Genomic DNA, 13,763 nt, shown 5'->3' with positions numbered 1-13,763 from the left:
CATTCGGGTATGTGTTTGACCCAAACTGGTTGGAACCATACGAGTCAATCGTCTCCATCCTATGGAAATACGCAAAGCAAAATCGGTTGCCCGGTCACTTGATCACCGTGCAGCTCACCAGGGAGCCGATAGACCCGTACGAAGGCATTGCCGCATGCGAACGGCAGGTCGACATCCGCGAAGTACATAATGCATTAGGGCTGCGTTTGAAAACGGTACGCGAATCGATGCTTCCAGAAGCACTATACCGATCAAGCAGTCCATGGCTGCGTTATTGTCGAAAGTGCCTTAATGCGGACTATCACAGCGTCGTACATCAGCTCAATAGGGTTGAGAAGTGTCCTATCCATGATATTGCTCTGTTAACCAGCTGTCGGAATTGTGGGGCATGCACCCCATACTGGTTGAATGCATTGCTACTGGATGCACCATACCGGTGTAGTAAGTGTCGTGAAATCTATTCTGGCATGCTGCCGTCATTACCGAAGAGGTCGCCAATGCAGAAGTGGGGGCGAACCGCAATTACGCGTGCCCGATTCGGATAAAAGTGGCTATGGATATTTCCTGGGAAGATAAAAGCGAAAATTTGTAGCCAAATTTACTTCGCAGTCGGTCTTCCACACGATCTCAGCGCATTTCCTCGTAAGTTATTGATTCAATGCGAGAAGTTTCCCAAGAAGAGACATGTAGCTAAAATTACTTACGCGTTTCAGCCAATTTTACTTTTAACTAGGCTTGTTGAGTACATGGGCGTACACCTGCGTTGTCGATACGTCAGTATGGCCAAGCAACTCTTGTACGGTTCGGATGTCGTAACCAGCTTCGATCAGATGGGTCGCAAAACTGTGCCGAAAGGTGTGGCTCGACGCCCGCTTGGTCAGTTTCGCTGCCAGGACTGCTCGCTTCACTGCACGTTGTATCGTCTGCCCGTACAGGTGATGGCGCCGGACAATGCTGCTACGCGGGTCGGTAGACTCGTGATCGGATGGGAAGACCCAATACCAACCCCATTGTGTACCAGCGGCCGGATACTTCCTCTCCAATGCATCGGGCAGCATCACGCCGTTGCGCCGGTACAGCCGGTCCTCCCCATACAACGATTTCGCATAGGCCAACTGGTCGCGCAGTGGCTGAACCAACGACAGCGGAAGCATGGTCAGCCGGTCCTTGTTTCGCTATCCTTGCCTGATGGTGATTTCCCTGCGCTGAAAGTCGATGTCCTTGACTCGCAACTGCGCGCATTCCATCAGGCGCATCCCTGTGCCGTACAGCAGTTGGGCGATTAGCAAGTGCGTGCCGGACATCTGGGCAAAGATCAGATCAATTTCTTGTCGTGTCAGAACCGTCGGCTGCCGCACCGGCTTTGCTGGTGTAGGAAGGTTATCGATCCAGGGCAGCTCGATCTGCAGGACATGCTTATACAGGAACAACAGGGCGCATAAGGCTTGATGATGGGTTGATAAGGAAACGTCCCGTTCGTTGGATAGGTACGACAGAAAGGCATGGATTTGCGGCGCTCCCATGTCTGCGGGATGGCGCAGGTTGTGGAAGCGGATATACCATCTTGCCCAGTACACATAAACGCGCTCAGTCTGGAGGCTATAGTGCTTGTCTCTCAGGCAACGTCGTAGCTGGTCAAGCAACTTTGGTGGTTGCCTGGTAGCAGTATTTTGGCTGCCGTTTTTCATGGTTAATTACTACTGTATAGATGTACAGTATACTGTCGCAAGCCCTACAGGCTGTGCCTTGCGGAGGATCAAGCGAAATGTTTTATCAGGCACCATCCCAGCTTAACAGGCAGATCATGCCGTATAAAACGAGTTAGAGCTCATGCAAGTGTCTGAGGCACTCACTACTCGCGTCGCTACGGCCGCTGATCTGCCGGGTCTTGTTGCTTGCGATCCATATGCCGTGTGTCATCCGGAAAGGCGCCGCATGCTTTCGGCTGCTATACAGCGCGGAGAGTGCATAGCGGCGTTCACGGACGCTGGTGCGCACGGGTATGTCGTTCTCACACATAACTTCTTCGAAAACGGTTTTGTCGCTCTCGTTGCGGTGTCACCTAGTGTTCGGCGGCGTGGCATTGGTCAGCGCTTGCTCGCTGCAGCGGAGGCGCATTGCAAAACCCAGAAGCTATTTGCGTCCACTAATGCGTCCAACATCGAGGCTCAGAAACTCTTGGCACGCGCAGGCTTCGTTCCAAGTGGACGCATCGACAACCTTGACGAAGGGGATCCAGAGCTTGTCTACTTCAAGCACCGTGCGGCACTGCCAACTGAGCTCTAACCCTTCCATCGAGGGGACGTCTTCCAGCGGGCTTCGCCCGCTTCCAGCCGCCCCTCATGTCAAACGTTAGAGCGCAGAGCATGATCAAAGAGATCACCGTCGAACCCTTGGTCGATCATCCCTCGGCCGTTGAAACCATAGCCGGCTGGTTTGAGGCCGAATGGCCTGCGTACTATGGCCTCGGCGGTCCTGGCTCAGCACTTCGCGATGTACGTGCCTACGCTAACCAAGGCGGCCTCCCGGTTGGAGTTGTTGCTTTGCGGTCCGGCAGCGTTTGCGGCATTGCTGCGCTCAAAGCACAGTCCATCTCAAGCTATGCAGACGTGTCGCCGTGGGCGGCCGCGGGATTCGTTCATCCCTCACTGCGGGGGCATGGAATCGGTTCATTGCTCCTGGGTGCGCTCGAAGAGCAGGCTTGCAAACTCGGCTTCGGCCGCATATGGTGTGGCACAAGTACCGCGCAGAGTCTGCTGCAACGTTGTGGGTGGCAGCTTAGGGAGACCGTCATTCACGAGGGCGAGAATCTTGGTATTTTCAGCAAAATGCTCTAACCCCTTCATCGAGCGGACAGCTTCCGGCCTGCGTAGAGCAAAGTAATTTTAGCTACATCTTTTCGCCATCTCTCCCCTGCAGCTAGCGATTTCCAGCCAAACTTACTAGCGCACGGAAAGAAGTAAATTTGGAGTGTCGTATCAGAGGGAAGTAATTCTGGTTATTTGTAGCTTTAACTTTGGCGTTCCGAGCGTACGTTGTCGGCATGATGAAACTGACCACATGCTTTCAGGCCCCTGACACAAAGAATACACACGCCATCAATGAAGAACGTTTGCAACATTATTTAAAGCGTCTAACAAAATAAGTTTTTAAGACTACGCCAGCAGATGATGGCGCATCCGATCCGCAGCAGCGCCTCATGAATCGAAGGCAGTCGTTCATAGCGCACACGCAGTCGTCGAAACTGGTGCAACCACGCGATGGTGCGTTCAACGACCCACCGGGTCTTGCCAAGATTGCTGCCGTGACCGGTGCGGCGCCTGGCGATCTGATGGTCAATACCCCGGCTTCTCAGATCCCGCCGATGTGAACTGCTGTCATATCCGCGATCGGCCTGCACACATTTGGGTTTGTACAATGGTCGCCCCGGTTTGCCAGCAATCGGCATGATGCCGTCAAGTAGTGGCATTAACTGCGTGACGTCATGCCGATTGGCTTCGGTCAGGATGACATTGAGCGGTGTGCCTTGCGCATCGACGAGGAGGTGGTGCTTGCTGCCCGCCTTACGGCGATCGGTTGGGTTCGGTCCAGTTTTTTTCCCCCATGTACCGCGCGTACCGAAGAACTGTCGGCGACGACACGGGAAAAATCGAGCCTGTCGGCGCCACGTAGTTTCGTCAGCAAGACCTGATGCAGCCGGGCCCACACGCCCGCCTGTTGCCATGCCTTCACGCGGCGCCAGCAGGTCATACCTGAGCCACATCCCATTTCCTGCGGCAGCATCTCCCAGGGAATGCCCGACTGCAGAACAAAGAGAATGCCGGTCAGTACACGCCGATCGTTCAGGCGTTTCCTGCCCGGATGATCCTTTCGTCGCCGTGCAATTGGCAACAGCGGTCGGATTATTTCCCACAATTCATCATCAACCAGTTCGCGTGCCATAGCGCTTCTCCATCAGCCTCATGGAAGCTGTTATGACTCCAAAATTCTTATTTTGTTAGGCGCTTTTAGAAAAGCCATCGACGCCGCTTAGTTGACGCAGATGCTGCGTTCAGGTTGGCCATTCACAGACGAACTCGCAGTAGCGTTCCTTAATATACTTGTACAACGATGCGCAATACCACCTTCCGCCGCTGACTGACTGGATTCCCAATCGATTAAGATGCGCTGCGCTCTTCGCATAGGATTCACCACGCGACCTCATTAAAAGTATATCTTCTAGAAATGTGTCCCCCATTTTATGCTTACCATCGCCACGGGCCATGAGGTATAAAGTGCTTCGTGCTGACGCCTGTTTACCTCGACTCATGTCATTGGATGAACCGATTACTTTTCGAAGCTCATCAATCAACATAGATGACGTTACCTCCAATCTCAGGCCGCTCATGAAAAATTCCTAATGTTAGAAATCACTAGAACTCTTCCTTTGAATCTGTCGCCAATTATCATTACGATATAGCGGGTTTGTCATGATGCGCTAAGAAGAATTTGTCGATGGACAATCGGCGTTTTTTAAGCTACTCATTTCAACGACTGTCAATTGGGATGATGTCTACGACAGTGATCTGCATGATGATAGATGCACAGAGCACCGCAGTGAGCTGATTGCGCGGATATGTGGCTGGCATAGCAAGTTTGAGAGCGTCATTACACACTGGGATTGCCTCGTCCAAAATTAAATTGCCTTTGTTCGTCTCGCACTTGCCAAGGTTCTGATCCGGCGCCATTTTTAATTAACCTTTATTCATGTCTAATTGACTTTATTAGCTCCATCAGCATCTTCCCACCGCTAAAGAACGCCGTCGAAACTTCCTCGATGCGCTCTAGCTTCACCATGCCGATGCCCTTGCAATACCATTCATTGGTAATTAGCGGCACCTTGCGGAAACCGGCAACGGGATCGGTATAGAGCGTCAGGTAAGCGACACCTGTGATGCGCGCGCAGTGTCTGAAGGTACCTGCTGGGACTGTTACGGTTTCGTCTATCGCCTCGACAGTGTATGTCATCAGCGCCTTGTGCGAATACCTGAGCTCGCGAGGGTGTTCGCTCTTACGCAGGATGAAGTACGCAGTCGTCTGCGTGCGCCATGAAGCACCAGCTTTTAGCGGTAGGGGCAGTACGGTGCGAGGCGGCTCGTCCCGCGTCGCCTGCTCTTCCAGGTCGCTGCGTTGCGCGATGCGCTCGATGCCGGTTGGATTTACCCGAAGCGCATACTCAATACCGATATTGCCTTCGGTCTCGTTGCGTCGAACCACAACAGGCTCGTTACCTTTCAAGCTTTCGGAGATCACACTGATCACGTGGCTGTCGCGCAGGGCCTTGCCGTCCACGTCGCTGCTGACCGCATAAGTCCAGCGGCTGCCAACTGTTAACGGGAAGTAGGAATTCGTACTGTCTTCCTTCTGTTTGCAGGAGCAAAGTGCGCAGACCAAAGTCAGCATCCCTGCTGTAGTCGCACGCATAGTTATTTCTCCGGCAATGAAGGTGAAGGTGCATCGCTTATTTTTATCTTGACATTGGGGTCAGCGGCATTGCGCAACCATGAGCCAACCTTTCCGCCAGCCGGCGCTTCGGTCGAGCCGATCTGGCTGATGCCCTGCCGGCTCTTTCGGATAGCGTCGCCAAGTACGGAATGCAGGTCCTTGCGATAAGCAAGGCGATAGGCACGCGGCTCAGGTGTGGGGCGGTTATCCTGGATCGCGTTGACCCATAGATAAAGGGCACCCGTGACGCCGCGGTCCTTGTCAGGCTCCTGCGTGACGAGCGCCAGCACGACAAACTTTTCTGGAAGGTGTTCATCTGCTGGCCAGCCAAGCATGCGCTGAAAACCCGCTTGAGCGAATAGGTAGGACAGGCTCACCATGCCAATCATGCCGACCTTGACCCAACGCGGCCAGCGCGTGGCAAGGCAGAGCACCAGCAGGAGGAAGGTAACGGCGGCGTAACACAGCGTCAGCAGCAAGGGACTGTCGTTCATAGATTTTCCACGATCTTCTTGGGGAGGGTATTAATGTCGGCGACCGCACCGTTCGAGTCCACTGTAAAACGTACGGCGGTGCGCTCGACGCCCTTGGCCGGCAACTGCACCGTGCCGTAAAAGACGACGTCGGCTTTCGGGTTCACCTTGATTACGGAGATAGTGGCTTCCACCGGTTCCCGGTTGCGCGTTTCGTAATACTGGACATTGACGGAGTATTCACCGGGCGCGAAACCGCGTATTGTCACCACTTCCTGATTCAGCGGATTAATGACTTCCTTGCCGTTCACTAGCAGGCTTTCCCCCACACTGCCGCGATCGTCGCGGTCGAGGTGCATCAAGCCTGCTTCTCTCTGACGGAACCAGACCAGATTGCCGGCCGGGTCTTGCACCCACGTATCCAGATCGTTGGGGTTCAGGTCGGGCCAAGACACGGTGATGATGAATTCCGCCTTGCTAGGAATGTCCCCGGTCTTCATGGCGACTGGGTTCATCGCCAGCAGCGCAATGATGAAACAGAACACAAAGGCGATCAAGATGTTGAACAGCATGTCATAGAACGGATCGACTTCAGGCTCTCGCCGCTTGCGTCCGATTGCCATCACTGCTCCGCATGGGAAAGAGTGCGGGCTTCATTCCTGCTGTTAGCATAGGCCAGCGTTTCGGCCAGCAGCCGGTCTGCGTAGCGGTCTATTTGTACCAGTTGCAAGCCAAGCAGGATATTGGCCACCAGGCCTACAGCGGTGGTGAGCAGTGCGATGCCAAGCCCTCCTGTAAGACTACGAAGCAAGGTCTGTGACTGGGCGGCGTCAAAGCTGTCGATGCGCGCGATTTGCAAGGCGAGAATGCTAAAGCCGATTACCTTCCCAAGCAGCCCCAGCTTGATCTGTACGCCGTTAATCCACCATGCGGATTCGCTCGGACCATGTAGACATTCAGCCAGCACGTCTACCTGATGCTGCGGCTGTCCCAGTTGCCCAGCCGGGCCAGTGGCCTGTCCATTTAGGCGCATCGACAGAAACGCATGCACGGCACCTGCGTTCAAGGTTTGTATGCCGGCACAGTGCCGCCAGGATGCAAGGTCCTCCGCTTCTGCGCACAGAAGATAGGCGCGGCAGCCGCACCATAGCGTGCACCCGACAAAGATTGCAATGATGATTAGCGTGATGCCAGTGGGATCGGCGCTCGCCAGCGTAGCCCATACCTTGTATTGCCACAGAAGATAGGCGGCAAACAGCAGCAGGCCAGCAAACGACAGCCAGTGGTGAAACAGGTTGTAAGCTGACTCCCGCGCAATCGGCGCGCATGCCTTCCGGGAAGGATGCAGAAGGTGCCACAAGGGGGCACGCGGAAAGGTCATGATGTCTCCTCATGTATGGCGAACGCAGTGTCGCATGATGACGCTGGAACGGTCGAGTGTTTTCCTGATGCTGCGCAATTTCCATGCCATTCTGTTGAAGTGCCGTTTGAGCCAATGCGCATAAAGACTTTAATGCCTATAGAGGCGCCGCAGCGGCGATGTGTCAATCAGCTGTTTCAGTTAGCAACAGCCTGCTCCATATTGGATCAATCTGCATGGAGTCGGTATGGATGCCATTTCAACACTGTATGTATGCGGCTTTTCTCACCCTGCGTGCTTCATTGCTGCCGTCTTTCTATAACCATCCGAGGGACTATCAAGCGTCAATTGCATTTGCATACACGGTCCTGGTCTGTATCATCAGTGGCACGCTACTTGCCTTGACGAAGCTACCTAATTCTTAATTAACGCTGAGGAGGCATTATGAATACACATCGATCCCGGTCCGCGTTTGCGGCGATCTCAACCGTAGCACTAGCGATGGCAACGCTTCTTCATTCGCCTGTCAGCCATGCTCATGGCGACGTGACGCCGCAGGCCGTCGACACCAAGTCGCTGCCGCAGCTTGGTGAGCAATGGCGCGAAGAGAATCCATACCGAGGTAACAAGGATGCGATCCGCATCGGCAGCTCGGCTTACAACCAGAACTGTGCACGCTGCCACGGCATCGAAGGAGTGTCCGGTGGTATCGCACCCGACCTGCGCAAGATGGACCGTGACTGCATGAACGTAAAGATCGAAGCGAAGAAACAGGCTTGCTTCAAGGAGGTCGAGCAGTATTACATGACCTCCGTCCGGCGTGGCAAGGTACGCAACGGTGCAGTTTATATGCCGCCGTTCGAGGGCACTCTGAGTCAGGAAGCCATGTGGACAATCAAGGCTTATCTCGATACGCGTCGCGAAACGAAGTAGGCGGTAAGTACCGTTCTATGCAAGGACAATGCGGCGGTCACGGCCGTCGTATGGAAGCCTTAATTGGCAGCGCAGATACAACGGTAGCAATACAAGTATCACAAATGTAGTAGGAGTTCGAGCCCTTCAACGGATCCGTACGGAACGACAGACAAAATTAACAATCAAGGAGACCATCATGACAACGATCACATGGCGCAAACTGGCCGTGCTCGGCACCCTGTTTTGCGGACTTAACGCAACCATGCACGCGGCGCAAGCTGATCTTGACAAAGTAAGACAGGCTGGAGTGCTTAAGGTCGCAGTTTATAAGGGCATGCAGCCGTTTTCCGACAAGGACAGCGGTATCGACGTCGAGATCGCCAATGCTCTCGCTGCTAAACTTGGCGTGCGCGTCAGTCTACTGCCTTTCGAGGCAGGCGAGAATCTCAATGACGACCTGCGTAACATGGTGTGGAAGGGGCATTACCTCGGTTACGGCCCTGCCGACGTAATGATGCATGTGCCCGTTGATAATCGGCTAATGGCCGAAAACAAGAACGTGTCAATCTTCGCGCCTTACTACCGCGAGCGCGTACAACTGGTGCGCGACGTGCGCAAGATTCCGGGCTGTGACACCGTCGATTGCCTCATTGGAAAGAGGGTCGGCGTGGAAAAGATTTCTATTGCGGCCATGGTGCTGCTCGGCGAGCAGGACGGGAAGGTGCGCGAAAGCGTCCGTATCTACGACACTGCTGCCGATGCGATGGCAGCGCTAAAGGCTGGTGAACTCGATGCGGTGCTCGCAAACCAGTCTGAAATCGAAACAGCGGTGCGCGGCGATGCCAATTTCCCGTTGGCCGAACTCAATTTCCCGCGACTGCCGCGCCAGGGCTGGGTGGTCGGCATGGCCGTCAAGCAGGGCAATATCGAACTGGCGCGTGCATTGCAGGCGGCCGCGAACGAGCTGAACGCTACCGGGGAGTTAGCGAAGATCTTTGCGAAGTACGGCGTCACGCCGACCAAGCCGTAATCGCATGCTGACCGCCTTGTCGCATCGCCTACGCGCCGTCGCCGCAGCACTTCTACTATGGCTCTCCGTATCGCCGCTGGCCGGGGCAGGCGTCATGACTCGGGAACTGCTGGAGCGGCAGTTTCCAGCACCACTGACGGTGGGCGAGAAGGACAAAGACATCCCGGTTTGGCCGGTGTTTCGCCAGAATGCAACCGCTACCGAACTGGTCGGCTATCTGTTTGAGTCCATCGACTTCGCCGCGGTGCCGGGCTTTTCCGGGGTGCCTGTCAACCTGCTGGTGGCACTGGATGCAAGGGGCGGCTTTCTGGATGTACAGGTGATTTCGCATCATGAACCGGTGTTCCTCGAAGGCTTGGGTGAAGCGCCGCTCAAGCGTTTCGTAAGTCAGTATCGCGGCCTGTCGCTGAAGCAGAATATCGCAATCGATTCAGCGCCACGCGCCAATGCCGGCGAAGGAAGCAATGTGCATATCGACGGTGTCGCCAAGGCCACCGCTTCTGTACGCATTATCAACCAGAGTGTGCTGTCCGCTGCGCTCAAGGTGGCCCGGAAAAAACTTGGTTTTTCCGGGACCCGGGATCCTGATCAGGTTGCGCGAATTCGTGCTGATGTGGATGAACTGCTGAGCATGTCAGCGCTGCGCGAGCGTGCATTGCTCAAGCCGGTTCGTTACAGCAACGGCGAAGTGGAAAAGGTTTTCAGGGATACGCCGGGCGAGGGCCTTGACAGCGAGGCGCTGGCTCGGCCAGATGATACCTTCATCGATATGCAGGTGGCCATGGTGTCGGTTCCCTCGATTGCGCACAGCTTGCTCGACGATGCCAGCCGGAAGCGGCTCGAGGGCCGCCTCGAAGAAGGCGATCATGCGTTGCTGGTGCGCTGGACCGGACGTTACAGCCCGGTCTCGGACAACTTCATCCCTGGGACCGTGCCCGACCGGCTCGTGCTATCGCAAGGCGGCCTGCCAATCGAAATGCGTGACCTTAACCTCGACTTGCGGCTGCGGGACGCCAACGGCATGTCACCGGGACAGATGAAGGTGTTTCGCGTCATTAGCCAGGCGGGGCTTGATCCATCGCAGCCGCTGGATCTAAGCTTGCGCGTGACCCGCCTCAAGGGCATGATTTACCCTGAACGCATCGGGCAAGAGTTTCGCTTCGCCTACCTACTGCCCGAACGCTACTATCATGCACCTGCGAGCGACAACAAGACTTGGCTACCGGTATGGAAGCAGCGCTGGGTGGATCTCACCATCATTGTAGCTGGACTGGCGCTGCTGTTCGCGGGACTGGCAGCACAGAAGTGGCTGACCATTGATGCAAGACGCTTCTATCGGTTCCGCATTGTCTATCTCACCTACACACTGTTCTTCATCGGCTGGCATGCGCAAGCCCAACTGTCGATTGTCAATATCACCGGCGTCATCCAGGCGGTAAAGGAAGGTCGCAGCCTGGAATTCATGCTTTACGACCCCGCATCCATCGTGCTGTGGTGCGGCGTGTTGATAGCGCTGCCGATTTGGGGGCGAGGCACGTTCTGCGGCTGGCTGTGTCCGTTCGGCGCACTGCAGGAACTCACTGGCAAGCTGGGGCAGCGGTTGCGCCTGCCGCAACTTCGGCTAAAGCCGGCGGCGGATGCTAGGCTCAAATTACTCAAGTATGGCGTGCTGGCGGCACTCCTTGCGAGTGTCTTTATTGTACCGGCCGCCACAGACAGGCTGGTGGAAGTCGAGCCATTCAAGACCGCGATCACGCTCAACTTCGTCCGCTCTTGGCCCTTCGTACTGTACGCGGCCGGACTGCTCGCAGCCAGCGCATTCTGCTACAAGTTTTTCTGCCGCTATCTGTGTCCGTTCGGTGCCGGGCTGGCGATGATGGGAAGCTTGCGCAGGTTTGCCTGGTTGCCACGCCGCTCTGCCTGCGGCACGCCCTGTCAGACGTGCCGCCATCGTTGCGACTATGAAGCGATCAGGCCAAGCGGCACGGTCCGATATGACGAATGTTTCCAGTGTATGGATTGCGTGGTCATCTATCGCAGCGACGACAAATGCGCGCCGCTGATGCTGGAAAAGAAACGGCGTGTGGTGGTGCCGATCAAGCCGGCGTAACCAGATGGAGGTATGCATGCAACGTAGGAGATTCATGGCGGCGGCCACAGGCTTGCTGGGGCTCGCCTCAATCGGGTGGCCGGGTGCGCCTGTGCCCGGCGAGATCGATCAGGGAGCCCCATTGAGCTCCGGTCGGCACCTTTATCGTGGAGCCGACCTTGCCTTTGGTACCACGGTGACGATACAGGTCGTGCATGACAACGAAGCTGCCGCGCAGGCGGCGATACGGGAAGCATTCGCAGAGGCTCACGTCATTGATCGTCTGATGACCGTTCATCGCAACGATAGTCAGGTACAAATCCTCAATCGCCGCGGTCGTCTCGATATGCCCCATCCGCACCTGCTTGCGGTGTTGCGTGAAGCGTACCGGATGTCGGCATTGACAGATGGCGCATTCGATATCACGGTGCAGCCCCTGTGGCATGCGTCGCATGGTCTCTGCGACCGCGCCGTGGCAAGGGAACTTGTTGGATGGCATGATGTGTTTGCAGACGAGCGTGCGGTACGCTTGCAGCGGACCGGCATGGCGATCACGTTGAATGGTATTGCGCAGGGCTATGCAACCGATACTGCTTTGGCGATGTTACGGGCTCACGGTATTGCCGATGCACTGATTAATATCGGTGAATTCTTTGGTAGCGGGCGTCATTCTTCTGAGCGTTCCTGGCAGGTTGGCATTGCTGACCCACGGACCAGTGAGCAAATGTTGCACGCGGTGCGGTTAGATGGGCGCAGCCTTGCGACGTCCGGAGACTACGCAACGGCATTCAGAAGCGACTTTTCCCTGCACCATATTGTTGATCCCGCTACCGGCGAGTCGCCAGTGGAATTGGCTAGCGTCAGCGTTGCGGCACCCACCGCAATGCTGGCGGACGGCTTGTCCACGGCATTGATGGTGATGGGAACTGAGCGCGGTATGGAGCTCGTGAGAAAGATGCCGGGAGTCGATGCCTTATTTGTAGGAAAGGATGGAGTCCAGCGTGCATCAGGTGGCTTTCCGTGGATTTGATGGCCTAGACGCTGATGCATGCTTTTTACTACCGTCATTGCGTTTTCTATAGTCAAACTAGCTAATGGGTAATGGCCATAGTTTTGAGAACGTCATACTTCTAAGTAGGCTCGCAAAGGGTATTTGGCATAAACCCTGCTTATGGTCTTCAGTAGCAGGCGAGTTTCCGGCATTCCGGGCGCTATCTCAAGAAATGCCAGTATGAACCCTTAGCTAGTTAATGGTTGTTTGCCCTAACTCTAATAAATTTTCCATGATGCAGGAGGTAGTATGCTTAAGGTACCGTTTATTTTCGAGCATGAGATGGAAGCGCTGCTCGAAGCATTGAGACGCGATCTCCGTACAGAACAAGAGAATGCGCAAAGAGATTCCCAACATCGTGAACGGCATATAGGTAATGTAAGGTATGCAATGCGCTTGCTTGAGGTACTAAACCCTCGTGGACCCGATAGGCTGACGTATCGCCCAGTTGCGCGAGCCGCCTAAGTAACGTAGTCCGTCACTTACTCGGAGTAGACGTCGTTCACGGACATTCCACAGTCAGACACTAAAATCGCTAGCAAGTGCGGGCACAGTCATGCATCGCCGGCGTACCGCAATAGCGCCCGAAGTGACGGTGGTCGCATTGCCATCAGCTCTACCGTAATCATAGTGTACCTTTCATTTTATTGAAGACCACGAGCGCAGTGTATCCAAAAGACTTTTGTGGGCCTGCTTAGTAATGCAAGCCTTCTTCGATAGAGGCCGCGGGCGAGATGACGAAGCAAACAAATCCATCCCCAATTACAAAGGTGCACTGTTGAAAACCGAACGCATGTTCACTGTCCCAGAGTGATCAAAATTTGGACGCCGGCTAACCGGAGTTGATTCAAATCTTAACACTAGACAAGCCGCTTGGCGGTCGTGGTTGCATGCGAGTGACCGCATTCGCAGCCCAGCTAAGAGCAAACACTTTCCTTCATGGCGATCCCGTCTTATCGTCGCAGGCCTTGTGTTTTTCCCAATAAATCAATCACTTAGAATCTGGGCTGCACATGAAGGAACGTCGCGGTTTCGTATCGCTAATCACTGCATCTAAAGTCTGCTATGCAGCCGTTGACGTCGTCATCACCCCTCGGCACAGCTTTTGCCCCTAATGATCGGGCCAACACATTGGCCAAGATCTATTTTAGTAACTGGAAGAAGTACATGAATAATGGATTGCTGACAGGCGGGTTCGTCTTTGCATTTGGCCCATTGTCGCATGCAGTCGATTTTCAGGCCGGGGAGCAGGTAGTGTCGGTCGGCGTTGTCCTTTTCTTCCGGGAATTACTTGGCGATGCGTGAAGTGCCGTGCATGCCTCCATCGCCGGCGACAGAATTGAAAAAGCAGACAGAGAGAA

General features: G+C 54.9%; 12 protein-coding genes and 2 pseudogenes. 7 read left to right on the top strand and 7 right to left on the bottom strand.

Annotated features, from left to right (window positions below; genetic code table 11):
* Window positions 1-725: 725 nt before the first annotated feature.
* Window positions 726-1,688: pseudogene (locus tag ACFQUU_RS21870) on the bottom strand (integron integrase).
* A 247-nt stretch (window positions 1,689-1,935) separates the two neighbouring features.
* Here ACFQUU_RS21870 and ACFQUU_RS21865 point away from each other — a divergent pair.
* Window positions 1,936-2,286 carry a GNAT family N-acetyltransferase gene (locus ACFQUU_RS21865; protein WP_382250238.1) on the top strand — a complete coding sequence of 117 codons (351 nt, stop codon included), beginning with the start codon at window positions 1,936-1,938 and terminating at the stop codon, window positions 2,284-2,286.
* A gap of 80 nt (window positions 2,287-2,366) precedes the next feature.
* Complete coding sequence (locus tag ACFQUU_RS21860; RefSeq protein WP_382250237.1) at window positions 2,367-2,837, top strand: GNAT family N-acetyltransferase; 471 nt, start codon at window positions 2,367-2,369, stop codon at window positions 2,835-2,837.
* 296 nt (window positions 2,838-3,133) lie between these two features.
* Here ACFQUU_RS21860 and ACFQUU_RS21855 read toward each other — a convergent pair whose 3' ends face one another.
* From ACFQUU_RS21855 to ACFQUU_RS21830, 6 genes and pseudogenes are all read right to left on the bottom strand, one after another.
* Window positions 3,134-3,724, bottom strand: coding sequence for an IS5 family transposase (locus tag ACFQUU_RS21855; protein WP_382250236.1), 591 nt, complete (start codon window positions 3,722-3,724; stop codon window positions 3,134-3,136).
* A 26-nt stretch (window positions 3,725-3,750) separates the two neighbouring features.
* Window positions 3,751-3,942: pseudogene (locus tag ACFQUU_RS21850) on the bottom strand (transposase); the annotation flags it as partial.
* Window positions 3,943-4,740: 798 nt separating this feature from the next.
* Window positions 4,741-5,463, bottom strand: a complete 723-nt coding sequence (locus ACFQUU_RS21845) for a hypothetical protein (protein ID WP_382250235.1) — start codon at window positions 5,461-5,463, stop codon at window positions 4,741-4,743.
* A 2-nt stretch (window positions 5,464-5,465) separates the two neighbouring features.
* Complete coding sequence (locus ACFQUU_RS21840) at window positions 5,466-5,978, bottom strand: hypothetical protein (protein WP_382250234.1); 513 nt, start codon at window positions 5,976-5,978, stop codon at window positions 5,466-5,468.
* The gene (locus ACFQUU_RS21835; protein ID WP_382250233.1) at window positions 5,975-6,580 is read right to left on the bottom strand and encodes a hypothetical protein; all 606 of its coding nucleotides are present in this window, start codon (window positions 6,578-6,580) and stop codon (window positions 5,975-5,977) included. The genes ACFQUU_RS21840 and ACFQUU_RS21835 overlap by 4 nt, the downstream gene beginning before the upstream one ends.
* Window positions 6,580-7,338, bottom strand: a complete 759-nt coding sequence (locus tag ACFQUU_RS21830; RefSeq protein WP_382250232.1) for a hypothetical protein — start codon at window positions 7,336-7,338, stop codon at window positions 6,580-6,582. Before ACFQUU_RS21830 ends, ACFQUU_RS21835 begins: the two co-directional genes overlap by 1 nt.
* 423 nt (window positions 7,339-7,761) lie before the next feature.
* Here ACFQUU_RS21830 and pedF point away from each other — a divergent pair, with 423 nt between their 5' ends.
* The 5 genes from pedF to ACFQUU_RS21805 all read left to right on the top strand — a co-directional run bounded on the left by pedF (window position 7,762) and on the right by ACFQUU_RS21805 (window position 13,707).
* Window positions 7,762-8,250, top strand: coding sequence for a cytochrome c-550 PedF (gene pedF, locus ACFQUU_RS21825; RefSeq protein ID WP_382250231.1), 489 nt, complete (start codon window positions 7,762-7,764; stop codon window positions 8,248-8,250).
* Between the two features lie 178 nt (window positions 8,251-8,428).
* Window positions 8,429-9,262 carry a substrate-binding periplasmic protein gene (locus ACFQUU_RS21820; RefSeq protein WP_382250230.1) on the top strand — a complete coding sequence of 278 codons (834 nt, stop codon included), beginning with the start codon at window positions 8,429-8,431 and terminating at the stop codon, window positions 9,260-9,262.
* 4 nt (window positions 9,263-9,266) lie between these two features.
* On the top strand, window positions 9,267-11,372 hold the full coding sequence (locus ACFQUU_RS21815; RefSeq protein ID WP_382250229.1) for a 4Fe-4S binding protein: 2,106 nt from the start codon (window positions 9,267-9,269) through the stop codon (window positions 11,370-11,372).
* Between the two features lie 16 nt (window positions 11,373-11,388).
* Window positions 11,389-12,381 carry an FAD:protein FMN transferase gene (locus ACFQUU_RS21810; RefSeq protein ID WP_382250228.1) on the top strand — a complete coding sequence of 331 codons (993 nt, stop codon included), beginning with the start codon at window positions 11,389-11,391 and terminating at the stop codon, window positions 12,379-12,381.
* Window positions 12,382-13,569: 1,188 nt separating this feature from the next.
* Window positions 13,570-13,707 carry a hypothetical protein gene (locus ACFQUU_RS21805; protein ID WP_382250227.1) on the top strand — a complete coding sequence of 46 codons (138 nt, stop codon included), beginning with the start codon at window positions 13,570-13,572 and terminating at the stop codon, window positions 13,705-13,707.
* The last annotated feature ends 56 nt before the right edge of the window (window positions 13,708-13,763 follow it).

The organism is Herbaspirillum sp. GCM10030257, from assembly GCF_042666555.1.
Classification (GTDB): Bacteria; Pseudomonadota; Gammaproteobacteria; order Burkholderiales; family Burkholderiaceae_D; genus Noviherbaspirillum.
Note: the sequence above shows the minus strand (reverse complement) of the source record. Positions and strands in the feature narration are given on the sequence as shown.